Origin of the sequence: Corynebacterium mastitidis DSM 44356 (assembly GCF_000375365.1) — a bacterium.
Classification (GTDB): domain Bacteria; phylum Actinomycetota; class Actinomycetes; order Mycobacteriales; family Mycobacteriaceae; genus Corynebacterium; species Corynebacterium mastitidis.
The window spans coordinates 200757-213917 of sequence record NZ_AQXB01000001.1; the positions used below are offsets into that span (position 1 = coordinate 200757).

General features: G+C 72.3%; 16 protein-coding genes. 6 read left to right on the forward strand and 10 right to left on the reverse strand.

Annotation, left to right across the window (positions count from 1 at the left end; all coding sequences use genetic code 11):
- Nucleotides 1-5: 5 nt before the first annotated feature.
- The 6 genes from B140_RS0100960 to B140_RS12845 form a co-directional block, all read right to left on the reverse strand.
- Nucleotides 6-203, reverse strand: coding sequence for a hypothetical protein (locus B140_RS0100960; protein ID WP_018117476.1), 198 nt, complete (start codon nt 201-203; stop codon nt 6-8).
- A 19-nt stretch (nt 204-222) separates the two neighbouring features.
- Nucleotides 223-837: an imidazoleglycerol-phosphate dehydratase HisB gene (gene hisB, locus B140_RS0100965; protein WP_026165845.1), complete on the reverse strand. Its 615-nt coding sequence runs from the start codon at nt 835-837 to the stop codon at nt 223-225.
- A 17-nt stretch (nt 838-854) separates the two neighbouring features.
- Nucleotides 855-1988, reverse strand: coding sequence for a histidinol-phosphate transaminase (locus B140_RS0100970; protein WP_018117478.1), 1134 nt, complete (start codon nt 1986-1988; stop codon nt 855-857).
- Nucleotides 1988-3307: a histidinol dehydrogenase gene (gene hisD, locus B140_RS0100975; protein WP_018117479.1), complete on the reverse strand. Its 1320-nt coding sequence runs from the start codon at nt 3305-3307 to the stop codon at nt 1988-1990. The genes B140_RS0100970 and hisD overlap by 1 nt, the downstream gene beginning before the upstream one ends.
- Nucleotides 3308-3343: 36 nt before the next feature.
- Nucleotides 3344-3889, reverse strand: coding sequence for a hypothetical protein (locus tag B140_RS0100980; protein WP_156801592.1), 546 nt, complete (start codon nt 3887-3889; stop codon nt 3344-3346).
- 93 nt (nt 3890-3982) lie between these two features.
- Nucleotides 3983-4708, reverse strand: a complete 726-nt coding sequence (locus tag B140_RS12845) for an Rv0361 family membrane protein (RefSeq protein WP_156801593.1) — start codon at nt 4706-4708, stop codon at nt 3983-3985.
- Nucleotides 4709-4865: 157 nt separating this feature from the next.
- Between B140_RS12845 and B140_RS11550 the strand changes: the two genes are divergently transcribed.
- The 4 genes from B140_RS11550 (at nt 4866) to B140_RS0101005 (ending at nt 8658) form a co-directional block, all read left to right on the forward strand.
- A complete protein-coding gene (locus tag B140_RS11550) occupies nt 4866-5474 on the forward strand; it encodes a TetR family transcriptional regulator (RefSeq protein WP_018117482.1) in 609 nt (202 codons plus the stop codon).
- Between the two features lie 174 nt (nt 5475-5648).
- Nucleotides 5649-6986: an exonuclease domain-containing protein gene (locus B140_RS0100995; protein ID WP_018117483.1), complete on the forward strand. Its 1338-nt coding sequence runs from the start codon at nt 5649-5651 to the stop codon at nt 6984-6986.
- Nucleotides 6987-7083: 97 nt separating this feature from the next.
- On the forward strand, nt 7084-7656 hold the full coding sequence (locus B140_RS12850) for a hypothetical protein (RefSeq protein ID WP_018117484.1): 573 nt from the start codon (nt 7084-7086) through the stop codon (nt 7654-7656).
- A 12-nt stretch (nt 7657-7668) separates the two neighbouring features.
- Entirely contained in the window at nt 7669-8658 is a 990-nt protein-coding gene (locus B140_RS0101005; RefSeq protein WP_018117485.1) for a GTP pyrophosphokinase, read from the forward strand.
- Nucleotides 8659-8845: 187 nt separating this feature from the next.
- On the opposite strand, the gene B140_RS0101015 is transcribed toward B140_RS0101005, so the two are convergent.
- Genes B140_RS0101015 through ilvA form a run of 4 tightly spaced genes read right to left on the reverse strand, consistent with a single transcriptional unit; the run spans nt 8846 to nt 11404 of the window.
- Nucleotides 8846-9238, reverse strand: a complete 393-nt coding sequence (locus B140_RS0101015; protein WP_018117487.1) for an RNA-binding S4 domain-containing protein — start codon at nt 9236-9238, stop codon at nt 8846-8848.
- On the reverse strand, nt 9238-9474 hold the full coding sequence (locus B140_RS0101020; protein WP_026165848.1) for a hypothetical protein: 237 nt from the start codon (nt 9472-9474) through the stop codon (nt 9238-9240). Before B140_RS0101020 ends, B140_RS0101015 begins: the two co-directional genes overlap by 1 nt.
- Nucleotides 9475-9498: 24 nt before the next feature.
- Nucleotides 9499-10125, reverse strand: a complete 627-nt coding sequence (locus B140_RS0101025) for an IMPACT family protein (protein ID WP_018117489.1) — start codon at nt 10123-10125, stop codon at nt 9499-9501.
- A 1-nt stretch (nt 10126) separates the two neighbouring features.
- A complete protein-coding gene (gene ilvA, locus B140_RS0101030) occupies nt 10127-11404 on the reverse strand; it encodes a threonine ammonia-lyase IlvA (protein ID WP_018117490.1) in 1278 nt (425 codons plus the stop codon).
- A 120-nt stretch (nt 11405-11524) separates the two neighbouring features.
- Between ilvA and B140_RS0101035 the strand changes: the two genes are divergently transcribed.
- Together B140_RS0101035 and B140_RS13630 are read left to right on the forward strand one after the other, a co-directional pair.
- Nucleotides 11525-12604 (forward strand): poly(ethylene terephthalate) hydrolase family protein, encoded by a 1080-nt coding sequence (locus B140_RS0101035; RefSeq protein WP_018117491.1) that lies wholly within the window; start codon nt 11525-11527, stop codon nt 12602-12604.
- A gap of 99 nt (nt 12605-12703) precedes the next feature.
- On the forward strand, nt 12704-13150 hold the full coding sequence (locus B140_RS13630) for a hypothetical protein (RefSeq protein WP_156801594.1): 447 nt from the start codon (nt 12704-12706) through the stop codon (nt 13148-13150).
- Nucleotides 13151-13161: the final 11 nt, after the last annotated feature.

A 13161-nucleotide genomic window follows, 5' to 3' on the forward strand; every position in this document is an offset into this window, starting at 1 on the left:
GCCACCTATCTCATTCCTCCTATCAGCCATAACACCGCGCCCGCAAGGGCGAGGGCAGCGAGAATACCACACAGGACGGTGAGTTTTCTTGCGCCGTTTTGATAGGCGGACCATGTGCCGCCCACCAGGATCCCCGCCACGGCGAACATGAGGTAGATGAACCAACTGGTCCCCGCCGCGTTCTGATCCGCCTGAGCCGCCATTGCTATCGTCTCCATGCTTTTACAGCGCCCCCTTGGTCGAGGGGATGTCCCGCACGCGGGGATCGGGCTCCCAGGCCTGGCGCAGCGCCCGGGCCACGGCCTTGTACTCGGCCTCCGTGATGTGATGGGGATCGCGGCCGTAGTGGCACACCAGGTGCAGGGTGACCTGCGCGTGGGTCGCCAGCGTCTCAAAGAAGTGCCGGTTGATCACCGTGGCGTAGTGCCCGCCGATGATCTGGTGCAGCATGTGATCCGGCTCCCCGCGCATCTCAAAGTAGGGGCGCCCGGAGATGTCCGCCACGGCCTCCACCAGGGCCTCGTCCATGGGAAGCTGCTGGGAGCCAAAGCGGCGGATACCCGCCTTGGTCCCCAGCGCCTGGGCGATGGCCCGCCCCAGCACGATGGCGGTGTCCTCCACCGTGTGGTGGGCGTCCACCTCCACGTCCCCGTCCGCGCGCACCGCGAGGTCCACGCAGCCGTGGGTGGCAAAGGCGGTGAGCATGTGATCGAAGAAGGGCAGGCCCGTGCTAATCCGCGCGGCCCCGGTTCCGTCGAGGTCGATCTCCACGCAGATGCGGGATTCGCTGGTGGCGCGCTCGGCGCGCCCCTTTCGGTGCGTTGTCGGGTCGGTCATCTCGGCGTCGTCCTTTCTCATTCTGCACAGACCTTCGCGGCGGCGGCCAGGAAGGCGTCGTTTTCCTCCGGCTTGCCGATGGTCACCCGCAGGTGCCCCGGGATGCCCACGTCCCGGATGAGCACGCCCTGGTCCAGGAACCGCTGCCAGGCCCGCGCGGCGTCGCCGGGCACCCCGAACAGCAGGAAGTTGGCCTCGCTCGGCGCCACGCTCAGCCCCAGGTCGGCCAGCCCGGCGCGCACCCGCTCGCGCTCGGCCACGATGCGCCGCACCGTGGCCAGGGTGTCCCCCGCGTGCCCGAGCGCCGCCAGCGCCGCCGCCTGGCTCAGCGTGGACAGGTGGTACGGCAGGCGCACCAGCATGATCGCCTCGATCACCGCCGGGGCGGCCACCAGGTAGCCCAGGCGCCCGCCCGCGAAGTCGAAGGCCTTGGACATGGTGCGCGAGACCACCACCTTGGTCGGGTACTCCTCGATCAGCCCCACCGCCGAGGGGCTCTCGGAGAACTCCATGTAGGCCTCGTCCACGATGACCACCCCGGGGGCCGCCTCCACCAGGCGGCGCAGCTCCGGCAGCGGCAGCACCGAGCCGGTGGGGTTGTTGGGCGTGGTGATGAACACCACCTCGGGGCGGCGCTCGCGCAGCTCCGCCAGCGCCGCCTCCACGTCGATCTGGAAGGAGGAGTCGCGCGGCACGCTCACCCACGCCGTCTGGGTGCCCTCACTGAGGATCGGGTGCATGGAGTAGCTGGGGGTAAAGCTTAAGGCGGTGCGCCCCGGCCCGCCGAAGGCCTGAAGCAACTGCTGGAGCACCTCGTTGGAGCCGTTGGCCGCCCAGAGGTTATCGGCGCTCACGCGCACCCCGGTCTGCGCGCTCACGTAGTCCGCCAGGGCCCGGCGCAGGAGCGTGGCGTCGCGGTCCGGGTAGCGGTTCAGGCCCGTGGCCAGCTCCCCCACCCGCCGGGTCAGCTCCTCCACCAGCGCCGGGGAGGGCTCGTAGGGGTTCTCGTTGGTGTTCAGCCGCACCGGGACGTCGAGCTGCGGGGCGCCGTAGGCGTGCTTGCCGCGCAGCTCCTCGCGCAGGGGAAGGTCCTCCAGCCGCGCCCGCGCGGCCACGGTTCCGGGGGCGTACCCGGGTTGAGGGGCAGGCATTACTTCTCCTCCTTGCTCTCGAAGCGGGCGCGGATGGCCTCGCCGTGGGCGGGCAGCCGCTCGGCCTCGGCCAGGGCGATGATCGCCGGGGCGATCTCCTCCAGCGCCGGGCGGTCGTAGGAAACGATGTTCACCGGGCGCAGGAAGGTGTGGGTGGACAGGCCCGGGCTAAAACGCGCGGTGCCCGAGGTGGGCAGCACGTGGTTGGAGCCCGCCGCGTAGTCGCCCAGGGGCACCGGGGAGTACGGCCCCACGAAGATGGCCCCGGCGTGGCGGATCGTCTCGGCGTCCCGCTGGGCGTTGCGGGTGTGGATCTCCAGGTGCTCCGCCGCGTAGGCGTCCGCCGTGGCCAGGGCGATCTCCGGGGAGTCCACGAGCACGATCCCGGACTGCTCGCCGCCCAGGGCCTGCGCCACGCGCTCGGCGTGCTCCGTCACGGTGTAGCGGGCCTCCACCTCTCTATCCACGGCGTCGGCCAGCTCGGCGGAGTGGGTAATCAGGACGCTGGCGGCCATCGGATCGTGCTCGGCCTGGCTGATGAGGTCGTAGGCGAGGTACACCGGATCGGCGTCCTCGTCCGCCACGATGGCGATCTCCGTGGGCCCGGCCTCCGCGTCCGTGCCCACCACGCCGCGCACCAGGCGCTTGGCCGCCGTGACAAAGATGTTCCCCGGGCCGGTGATCATGTCCACCGGGATCAGCCCCTCGGCGTCGTCGCCGTAGGCCATGAGCGCCACCGCCTGCGCGCCGCCCACGGCCCACACCTCCTTAACCCCCAGCAGCGCGCAGGCCGCCAGGATCGTGGGGTGCGGCCAGCCGTGGTTATCCGGCTGGGGCGGGGAGGCCACCACCATCGACGCCGCCCCCGCCTCCTGGGCCGGGACCACGTTCATGATGACGCTGGAGGGGTACACCGCCCTGCCGCCGGGAACGTAGAGGCCCACCCGCTCGATGGGGAGGAACCGCTCGGTGACCCGGGCACCGGGGGCCAGCTCGGTGGTGTGCGGCGCGGGCACCTGATCGGCGTGCACCCGCCGCACCCGGGCGATGGCCTCCTCCAAGGCCGCGCGCACCCTGGGGTCCGCCTCCCCGAGCGCGGCGTCGATCGCCTCGGCGGGCACCCGCACGGCCCGGGGGCGCACCCCGTCGAAGCGCTCGCCATAGTCCAGCGCCGCCGCCGCGCCGCGCCCGCGCACCTCCTCCAGGATGGGGGCCACGGCCTCGGCCACCGCCGCGACGTCGGTGCGCCCCCGGGGCAGGCGGCGGCGAAGCTGGGCCGCCGTGGGCCGGCCCCCGGTGAGATCAATCCTGTGCATCATGGGGCTGGCGCCGCCTTTCTGGATCGGAGTGCATCCTCAGAGCTGAGTTTCTGCTCCCCGATTGTAATCCCTGGGTGTGGCCGGGGCCTCAGCGCGACGCTCCTCCGCGTCCCCGGGCGCGACCACAAGGCAGCTCCAGTAGGCCAGCGCCGCCATGAACGCGGGAAACAGCAGGGACACCGGCGCCCCCAGCCCCACGGCGGCCAGCACCTCCACCGTGTCCCCCGGGCCCACCGCCTGCGGGTCCGGGATGGGGGTGCGCCAGCGCGCCAGCCCCACGCCGCACTCGTAGGCGATAAGGCCTCCCGCGCCGGAGACGAGGGCCAGCCACACCTGCATGGTCACGCCCCGCGCCCGGCCCAGGCGCAGGAAGAAGCCGATCGCCAGCGCCGCCGCCAGCGCACCCGCGCCCAGCACGAGGGCGATCCACGAGGAGAACTCCCCGCCCTGGGGCGCGGCGACGGAGACGGCCCCGCCGGTCAACAGCGTCCCCCGGTAGGTGGGATAGGCCATCCCCCACGCCGCGCCCAGCGCCAGAAAGAGCGGCACCGCCAGCGCCACCACGGCGCTGGCGGAACTCACCGCAGAGCGCACGCGCCCCGCCCGCCCCGGGGGTTGCCGGTTGCCGCGGCGAACGGCGCCCTCGGCACCTTCAGCGCCCTCAGTGCCCGCCATTTAGTTGCAGAACGTCCACTGGCCGTTTTCGCGGCTGAAGCGCTGCGTGGCCTCCGAGGGGCCGTTGTTGGTGGTGGCCACCACGGTGGCGGAGGCCTGATCGCCGTCCACCACGATGTCGCGCACCTCGGTCACCGTGGAGTCGTACTGCTCGCCGCCGGGCATCTCGTCCAGGTTCACGTCCGGGATGGCGGAGAAGTCGAAGGCCTCGGGCCCGCCGTTTTCCTGGATCACCCGCGAGCAGGTGTGCGCGGGGAGGTACTCCATCTTGCGGCGCATCGACTTCTCGTTGTTGAAGCCCGTCACCAGGGTGCGGATGGCCTCGGAGTCCTGGCCGTTGGCGGGCTGGCCGCCCGGGATGGGGTCCACGGTGGCAATCGGCAGGCCGCTGTTATCGCCCTGCGGGGGCAGCGGCTGGCCCTGCTGGCCCTCCTTGTTCTGCTCCCCCTGCGCCTGCACGCCCGCAGGCGGCGCGGCCTGCGGGGCGGGCGCGGAGGAGGGCGCCTGCTGCGGGGCCGCCGGGGTGGCCGAGGCCGTGTTCGCGGGGGCGGGCTGCGGAGCGCTCGTCGGGGCGCCCGACGTCGGCGCCGCAGGGGCGGAGGCGGAGGTCGTGGCGGCACCGGAGCCGTCCGTGGACTCCCCCGAATCCTTGCTGCACCCGCTGAGGATGAGCGGGGTGGCCACGGTAGCGACGATCAAGGCCTTGGTGGAAGCGGAAAGGTTCACCACGGGGCATTCTCCTTATGTGGTTGCGTCGGTGCATGCTGCCTGACTACGTCTCAACTCTATCAAGCACTATCGGCGCGCTCGGGCCCCGGCGTTACATGCTCTCGAGCGCGCCGCGCGGGGCGGGCGGGTGTACCGCCCGGCTAGGCTGGCACGGGTGCACCTTCACCGCAACGACATCGTGGCCGCCAGCCTGGAGATCGTGGACGCCTACGGCCTGGGCGACCTCTCCATGCGCCGCCTGGCCCGGCAGCTCGGCGTCACCCCCGGCGCGCTGTACTGGCACGTGGAGAGCAAGCAGCACCTCATCGAGATGCTCGCCCGCCGCATCCTGGCCCCCGCGCTCGAGCCCGAGGGGCCGCCCGCCGCGGGGCTGAGCGCCCCCGGCGCCCTGCGCCACGCCCGGCTGCTGCGCTCGTGCCTGCTGCGCCACCGCGACGGCGCGGAGATCATCATCGCCGGGCTGTCCATGCCCGCCCTGCACGGGGAGGTGGTGGCGTCCTGCCGCAGCGCGGCGGGCCTGGCCGAGGAGGACGCCGCCACGTTCCTGGCCTTCGTCCTCGGCACCGCCACCCTGGAGCAGGCGCGCAGGCAGCTCCGCGACCTCGCGGGCGGGCCCGCAGCCCCGCCCCCGGAGCCCGAGCCCGAATCCGCGCGCCGCTTCGAGCGGGGCGTGCGCGCGGTGCTCGCCGGGATCGAGGCCACCACGAGCGGGGCGAGCCCGGCGGACCCGCACCGTCCGAGCGATCCGGGCGAGGGGGACTAGGTCCCAGGGGCTGGCCCGCCCGGGCGGGGCGCAACCGGGGCCGCCGCCCGCACCGCCGGAGCCCCGGGGGCGGGGCCACGGGGGCCGGGTAGGCTATCCCGCGTGGGGCCACATCGGTCCCCTGGTCTGACGAGAGGATAGGGTTTCCAGGTGATTCCGGCGCATGGTGCACAGGTGAGCGTCTCCCCTAACGAGGTACTTATTACGTATTCCGACCTCGCCGCGGCGCTCGCCGGAGCCCCCTCCCGCGCGGTGCCGATCGCGCAGGTCTCCGGCGTGGACCTCACCGCGCCCACCGCCTACCGCGAGGGCTGGGTGGAGCTGCAGGGGGTGCGTCCCCCGGCGCGCCTGCGCTTTGCCCCCAACCAGGAGGACGCCGCCCGGCGGTGCGCCCGCGCCGTGGAGGCCGCCCTGCGCGGCGAGGACCCGGGCGCGGCGAAGATCCCAGGACTGAGCTTCGTGGCGCTGGACGTGGAGACCGCCAACGCGGACTGGGGCTCCATCTGCCAGGTCGGCGCGGTGCGCTTTATCGACGGCGCGGAGGCCGACTCCGCCTCGTGGCTGTGCCAGCCGCCGGTTCCGGGGTTTGACCCCCGCAACGTTGGCATTCACGGCATCGAGGAGCGGGACGTGGCGCAGGCCGCGCCCTTCGCGGACGTCCTGCCCGAATTTACCGCTTTCCTCGGGGACCTCCCCGTGGTGGCGCACAACGCCCAGTTCGACGTCACCGCGCTGCACCGCGCGAGCGTCGCCGCGGGCGTCGAGCCCCCCGCGCTGCGGTTCGGCTGCTCACTGGCCCTGGCCCGGGCGCACTCGCTCGACGTGCGCAACCATCGCCTCCCCACCGTGGCCGAGGCCCTGGGGGTGGACCTGGAGCGGCATCACGACGCCCTCGCGGACGCCCGCGCCTGCGGCGCGATCGTGGCCGCGCTGGCTGCGCGCGCGGGCTTCGACGGCGGCAAGGAAGGTTCGGTCATGGCCTTCTTTCATTCCCAGGGCTTTACCCTGGGGAGCCTGGGCGCCGGGGGCGTGTATCCGGTGCTCAAGGACCGGACCGGGGCGGGCATCGCCGCCCAGCGGCGCGAGCTCGGCGGCGGGCGCGCGGGCTCGGCGGCCGGGGCGGCGCGGGCCACCGAGGGCAAGGGCCGAGCGAAGCCCAAGGAGAAGCCCGCCCGGGCGCCGTGGCGCGCGGTTTCCACCCCCGAGGTGATCCCCGAGCCCAACCCCGACGCCGCCCCGGACCACCTGCTGTACGGCCACCACGTCACGCTCTCCGGGGACTTCGAGCCCTTTGACAAGGGCACCCTGTGGCAGCGGATCGCGGACCACGGGGCACACGTGGGCAAGAACGTGACCAAAAAGACCACGGTGCTGGTGACCGGGGCCTGGACCACCAAGACCTCCAAGCACAAGCGCGCGGAGGAGCTGCGCAGCCAGGGGCACCCCATCGAGATCTGGTCTCAGGAGGAGCTGCTCGCGGCCCTGGGGCTCGACGAGCAGCCGCCCTTCTAGGCCCCTCTGAAAACGATCCCCCGCCTGCGGAACCGAGGCGGCGGGAGCGGAGTCTAAGTAGACGTCTCGCCTCCCGCCGCCGAGAGAAGGGTCCGCCATGTCCGCACCGTGCGTCACCGCTCCTCCCCTGCTGCTGCCCGCGCTGATCACCCGCCGCCCGCAGCGCGACCCGCGCCTGGACGAGAGCTACCCGGACGCGCAGGCGGTGGTGCTGCTCTCTAGGGACTTCGCCGCCGGGCTGTGCCTGGACGGGGCCCCGCTCACCCACGACGCCATCGCGCGCCTGGGGTTGAGCCTGCACCAGGCGTGGGATAGAACCGCGGCGGAGCTGCTCACCGCCGCGCAGTCCGAGCGCGGCACGCGGTTTCGCACGCGCGCGGCCACCGCCCTGCACCCGGGCTTTCGCGGCCAGCCGGTGTGGCAGGTGGATTGCCCCGGCGCCCCGGCGGCGTCGTGGCTGGCCCACCCCTATCCCTTCACCGTCCTGCATCGCCACCTGACCTCCCTGGGGCGCGGCCAGGAGCCCTGGTACTACGCCCCGCGCCCCGACCTGCTGCTGGCCGCCCCGCGCGGGTACAGGGCGGACGTTTCCTTCGTCCCCGCCCGGATCTCCTCGCTGCCCATCGCCTACCGGCACGGCTTTCCCACCCTCCTCGGGGCGCGGGTATGATCGGGCACCACGATGTCCGATGCCGTTATCGCCCGCCTGGGCACCACGTACCACGAGTGGGTCCGCTCCCACCCCGACGCCGCGGATCGCTTTATCGATACCATCGAGGAACTGCTTGCCGACGCCGGCGTGACCTACGACCGCGTGGTGGCCCGGGTCAAGGCCTGGCCCTCGCTCAAGGCCAAGGCCCGCAAGCGCACCGCCGACGGCAGCCCGCTGTACCCGGAGCCCTGGAAGAACATCCACGACCTCGTGGGGGTGCGGGTAACCACCTTCCATTCCACCGAGATCCCGGTGGCGGTCAACGTGCTCGCGCAGTCCTTCCACGTCCTGCGCTCGGTGGACAAGGCCGCGGAGACCCGCGTGTCCGGGGACTTCGGCTACGGCTCCCACCACCTGGTGCTGCGGGTGGAGGACGATTCCGACGAGCTGGAGGACTACCGGGGCATGGTCTTTGAGGTGCAGGTACGCACCGTGTTGCAGCACGCCTGGGCGGAGTTTGAGCACGACATCCGGTACAAGAGGGGCACCGGCGCCCTCGACCCGCAGGTGGACCGGGCCTTTACCCTCGCGGCGGGGCTCATCGAGCTGGCCGACCAGCAGTTCGACCAGATCGCCGCGCTCAAGGGCAGCCGCCTGGAGGCGGGCGACGAGGCGGAGCTGACCCCGGAGACGCTGCCCGGCGTGCTCACGGTGCTGCTGGAATCGCGCTTCCCGCGCTCGCGCTCGGACCACTACCGCTGGCTGCAGGAGCTGCTGAGCGCGCACGGGATCGTGCGCGTGGCGGAGCTGCGGGACCTGCTTAACGAGGCGGACGTGCGGGCCGTGCGCGCGGCCATGCAGTACCGGTACCGCCCCAGCCAGGTGCGCATCATCGACGACCTGCTCCTGCGCCGCTATGGCCGGGAACACATCGCGCTGACGGGGCGTAGCGGCAACCGCGCGCAGCAGCGGCCGCAGCGCCTGGCCCGCAGGCTCAAGGCCATGCGCTCCGCGGGATAGCGCGCGGGCGCGGTCTTGCCGTTAGTATGGTTCCTACCGCCCGTTCCCCTGCCGAAAGGTTCGATAATGTCTTTTCTTTCCACTACCTCGGAGCGCCTCTCGGACTTCGTCCACGTGTGGGGCCTGAGCCTGACGGAGCTGCTGCGCCAGTTCGGCCTCTAAGCTCCCCTCGGCCCCCTCAGCGGCGTCAGCCCCGCCCGCGCAGGCGGTCGAGCTGGCGCCGCTCCTTCTTGGTGGGGCGCCCGGCGCCGCGTTCGCGCTGCGGGAGCCGCACGAAGGCCTCGCGCGGCGGGGGCGGCGGGGTGTGATCCACGTAGCACCGGGCGGCCACCGCCGCGCCCACCCGCTTGCGCACGGTGGCGGTGACCTCCACGTCCACCTCGCGGTGGTGCGCCCACACGCGCACCCGGTCCCCCGGCACCACCTGCTGGGAGGGCTTGACGCTCTCCCCGTTGATCTTCACGTGCCCGGCGCGGCAGGCGGTGGCGGCCTCGGAGCGGGTCTTGAGCAGGCGCACGGCCCACACCCAGGCGTCGATGCGCACCGGCCCGCCGGCGGGGGTGGTATCGGACTGCGCCATCAGTACTCGTCCCGGTGGTTGAGGATCCGCTTCACCTGCCGCTGGTGGTAGAACGCGGCCACCAGCGCCACGAGCACGATGGGCAGAACCAGCCACCGCGCCTCGGCGGCGAAGAGGATAACCCCCAGCGCCGCGACGCCGCCACCGCAGGACCACAGGATCATGCTGCGCAGGTGCGCCCGCACGGCCTGCTTGCGGGCCTCGATGGGGTTGGAGGGGCTCGGCTGCATAGTCATGCTGACCAGTGTACTTAGCTGTACTCAGCCCTCCACCCACGTGGTTCCGGCCGCCCTCGGGGCGGCGGCGCCGGAGGTCACGGCGGCGATGGTCTGAGCCAGGTCCGCGCCGCGCCCGGGGTCCGCGGCCAGGGTGAGGGTGACCTGCGCCCCGTAGTCCACCTGGGTGACCGCCACGCCCCGGGCGCGCAGCTCCGCCTCGTAGCGCCCGGCGTGGGCGTGGGGAAGATCCAGGCGCCACAGCTCCTTGCGGGCGCGGGTGGTGCGGGTGACCAGGGGCAGGGCCTCCCCCACGGAGTTGGAGTAGGCGTGCACCAGGCCCCCTGCGCCCAGCTTGATCCCGCCGAAGTAGCGCACCACCACGGCGGCGACGTCGAGCATCCCGGAGCCGCGAAGCTGCTCCAGCATGGGGGTTCCGGCCGTGCCGGAGGGCTCGCCGTCGTCGGAGGAGCGCTCCACCGGGTTGGAGCCCTCCACGTGGTAGATGTAGGCGCTGCAGTGGTGCCGGGCGTCCGGGTAGGTGGCGCGCACGGAATCCACGAAGGCGCGCGCCGAGGGCTCGTCGGTCACGCGGGTGAGGTGGGTGATAAAGCGCGAGCGCTTGATCTCCAGGGTGTGCGTGACGGTCTCTGCGGCGGGGCGGGTGTACATATCAGATGAGGAACTCGTACTCCGGGCTGCCCGGGTGCAACTGCCGGCAGTCCAGGCGCGACTTCTCCATGCGCCCCAGCAGGGGCTCGAGGTCCGCGGCGGCGCCCAGTTGCAGGCCCACCAGCGCGGTACCGGTCTCCCGGTTGTTGCGCTTGAGGTACTCGAAGCGGGTGATGTCATCCCCCGGGCCCAGCACCTCCTCCAGGAAGTGCCGCAACTGCCCGGGCTCCTGGGGGAAGCTCACCAGGAAGTAGTGCTTGAGGCCCCGGTGCACCAGGGAGCGCTCCATGATCTCGTTGTAGCGCAGGACGTCGTTGTTCCCGCCGGAGATGATGCACACCACCACCTCGCCCGGCTTGAAGCGCAGCTCGCGCAGGGCCGCCACGGAGAGCGCTCCCGCGGGCTCCGCGATGATCCCCTCGTTTTGGTACAGGTCCAGCATCTCGGTGCACACGGCGCCCTCGGAGACGTCCATCGCGTGCAGGCGCCCCAGGTTGGCCTCCACGACCTCCCAGTTGGACTGCCCCAGGCGCTTAACGGCGGCACCGTCCACGAAGGGGTCCACGCTGTCCAGCGTCACGGGGCCGTCGTTGCGGATGGCCGCCTGGAGGGAGGCCGCGCCCCGGGGCTCCACCCCGATCACGGCGGTGCGCGGGGCCATGTCCGCGACGTAGCTGAGCACCCCGGAGAGCAGGCCCGCCCCGCCCACGGGCACCACGATGGTGTCCAGGGCCTTGCCCTCGACGGTGAGCTGGGAGAGCACCTCGGCGGCCACGGTGCCCTGCCCGACGATGGTGGAGCGGTTGTCGAAGGGCTCGACCACCACGGCCCCCCGGGCGGCGGCGTCGGCGCGCGCGGCCTGGGCGGCCTCGTCGAAGCTATCGCCGGTGACCACCAGCTCCACGGCGTCGCCCCCGTGCACCCGGATGCGGTCCCGCTTCTGGGCGGGCGTTTGGCGGGGCACGAAGATCTTTCCCTGGATGCCCATCGTGCGGCAGGCGTAGGCCACGCCCTGGGCGTGGTTGCCCGCGGAGGCCGCCACGATGCCCGCCGCACGATCCTCCGCGCTGAGCTGGCTCACCGCGTTCATCGCCCCGCGGATCTTGTAGGAGCGCACGTCCTGAAGATCCTCGCGCTTGAGGTAGACCCGGGCGCCCGTCGCCTCGGAGAGGCGGGGGCAGTACTGCAGGGGGGTCTGGGCGATCGTCGAGGAGATCCTCGCCTGGGCGAGCTGGATGTCCGAGGCGTGGATGGGATCGGCGGACCGCGTGCTACTCATGCTCAGGGATTCTAACCCGTCGGCGCGATACCTCCATACGGGTGGTCACTTTGGTACTTTCCGCATTGCGTCATTTATATTCCTTTAGTCAATCTGTTATCAAGAAAGGTTATGGTTCGCATGAAGCGCACAGCGCTAGGCATTACCCTCGCCACCTTCGCCGCAACCCTCGCCGCACCCGGCGTGGCCCACGCCGCCCCCTCCTCGAGCGACCTGCCCACCCCGGATCACAACATCACGCTGCCGGTTCCCGAGGACCTGGCGGCCCAGGGCAGCACCGGCGTGGTGGCCACGGCCCCCTACGACGAGCCCGCTGGCGCCATCCGCACCGCCTTCGGCCAGGTCGGCCCGCACCCCGTGGCCGCCACGGCGGAGACCCACGAGTGCACCGACCTCGTGTTCTCCACCTACAACCAGATCCTGCGCTTCCAGCACGGCGTCCCCGACGGCGCCCCCTGCTACGACACCTTCCCCGCCGGGGAGGAGTCCCCCATCGGCCACAAGTTCATCTACCCGGCGGACATCGCCTCGATGGACAAGGCCCCGCTGGTGATCTTAAGCCCCGGCATCGGCGCCGAGCCCGGCCTGGTCTCCCGCCAGGCCGAGCTGTACGCCTCCCACGGCTACGTGGTGGCCCTGGGTTACTCCTTTGTGAACTGGTTTGGCTACCAGGTGGAGCGCGCCGCCGCCGAGACCATCGCCGCCAACCAGGACGCCTCCTCTCCCCTGTTCGGCAAGGTGGACACCTCGCGGACCACCCTGGTGGGCCACTCCGCCGGCGGCGGCGCCGTGGTGCGCGTCTCCGAGACCCTGGAGCAGGGCGCACAGGCCGCCGGGGATCCGAACTTCCGCGTCACCGGCGTGGTGGCCGTCAACCCCGGCCCCGCGGACTTCGGCCTGGCCTCCCCGGCCACCACCAAGCCGGTGCTCTTCGCCCTGGCCGAGAACGAGTCCCTGGTGCCCTACCCGCTGTCCCGGATGCTCTACGACCGCGCCACCGGGCCCAAGTGGTGGGGCGTGGTCAACGGCTCCTACCACGGCACCTTCACCGGGGACCCCAGCACCAACGTGCTCGGCGGCCTGGTGCTCTCCTTCGCGGAGTACACCACCACCCACAGCCCGCGCAGCACCGAGGTCTACGAGGGCAACGGCCTGGCCTCCGACTCCGAGCTGCACGGCGTGGAGCGCGCGGGGGTCTAGGCCCTCCCCCACCGCCCGCGCCACACCCCGCCGGGGGATCACCGACCACGGTGCCTCCTGGCGGGTTTTTTCTTGCAGGCGGCGGTAGGCTGCACACCGATGCCCTTTACACCCGTACCGTTCAAGCATGCGCTCGCGGGGGCGCTCACCCTGGCGCCCCTCAATGGGCTGTGCACCCTCATCGCCGCCGGGATAATCGACCGGCTCTGCCCACGCCGCCGCCTCGCGCCACGGCAGCGCCGCCTGCTCGGCCTGGCCTCGGGAGTGGGCGGCTCCCTCCTCCTCGCGCTGCTCACCCGCCCGCTGGTGCATCTCCAAGGCAAGCACTCCCCGCACGGGGCGGCGTCCACGGCCGCCCACCTCCTCGGCCCCGCGGCGGCGGGCGGGACGGCCGGGCTGGCCATCGCGGGCCCTCCCGCCTGGGCCGGGGCGCGCTGTGTGCCCTGCTCGGATTCCTTCCCCAGGCCTGCCTCGTCGAGCCGTGGAAGGACACCAACGAAACGCCCGAGGAGTCCGCGCGCAGGAAGCAGGAGATCTCCGAGCTGACCAGGCAGACC

Bases quoted from the DNA above. Each gene is read 5' to 3' on its own strand.
- B140_RS0100960 (WP_018117476.1), bottom strand. From the start codon at position 203: ATGGCGGCTCAGGCGGATCAGAACGCGGCGGGGACCAGTTGGTTCATC.
- hisB (WP_026165845.1), bottom strand. From the start codon at position 837: ATGACCGACCCGACAACGCACCGAAAGGGGCGCGCCGAGCGCGCCACC.
- B140_RS0100970 (WP_018117478.1), bottom strand. From the start codon at position 1,988: ATGCCTGCCCCTCAACCCGGGTACGCCCCCGGAACCGTGGCCGCGCGG.
- hisD (WP_018117479.1), bottom strand. From the start codon at position 3,307: ATGATGCACAGGATTGATCTCACCGGGGGCCGGCCCACGGCGGCCCAG.
- B140_RS12850 (WP_018117484.1), top strand. From the start codon at position 7,084: ATGTCCGCACCGTGCGTCACCGCTCCTCCCCTGCTGCTGCCCGCGCTG.
- B140_RS0101005 (WP_018117485.1), top strand. From the start codon at position 7,669: ATGTCCGATGCCGTTATCGCCCGCCTGGGCACCACGTACCACGAGTGG.
- B140_RS0101015 (WP_018117487.1), bottom strand. From the start codon at position 9,238: ATGGCGCAGTCCGATACCACCCCCGCCGGCGGGCCGGTGCGCATCGAC.
- B140_RS0101020 (WP_026165848.1), bottom strand. From the start codon at position 9,474: ATGACTATGCAGCCGAGCCCCTCCAACCCCATCGAGGCCCGCAAGCAG.
- B140_RS0101025 (WP_018117489.1), bottom strand. From the start codon at position 10,125: ATGTACACCCGCCCCGCCGCAGAGACCGTCACGCACACCCTGGAGATC.
- ilvA (WP_018117490.1), bottom strand. From the start codon at position 11,404: ATGAGTAGCACGCGGTCCGCCGATCCCATCCACGCCTCGGACATCCAG.
- B140_RS0101035 (WP_018117491.1), top strand. From the start codon at position 11,525: ATGAAGCGCACAGCGCTAGGCATTACCCTCGCCACCTTCGCCGCAACC.
- B140_RS13630 (WP_156801594.1), top strand. From the start codon at position 12,704: ATGCCCTTTACACCCGTACCGTTCAAGCATGCGCTCGCGGGGGCGCTC.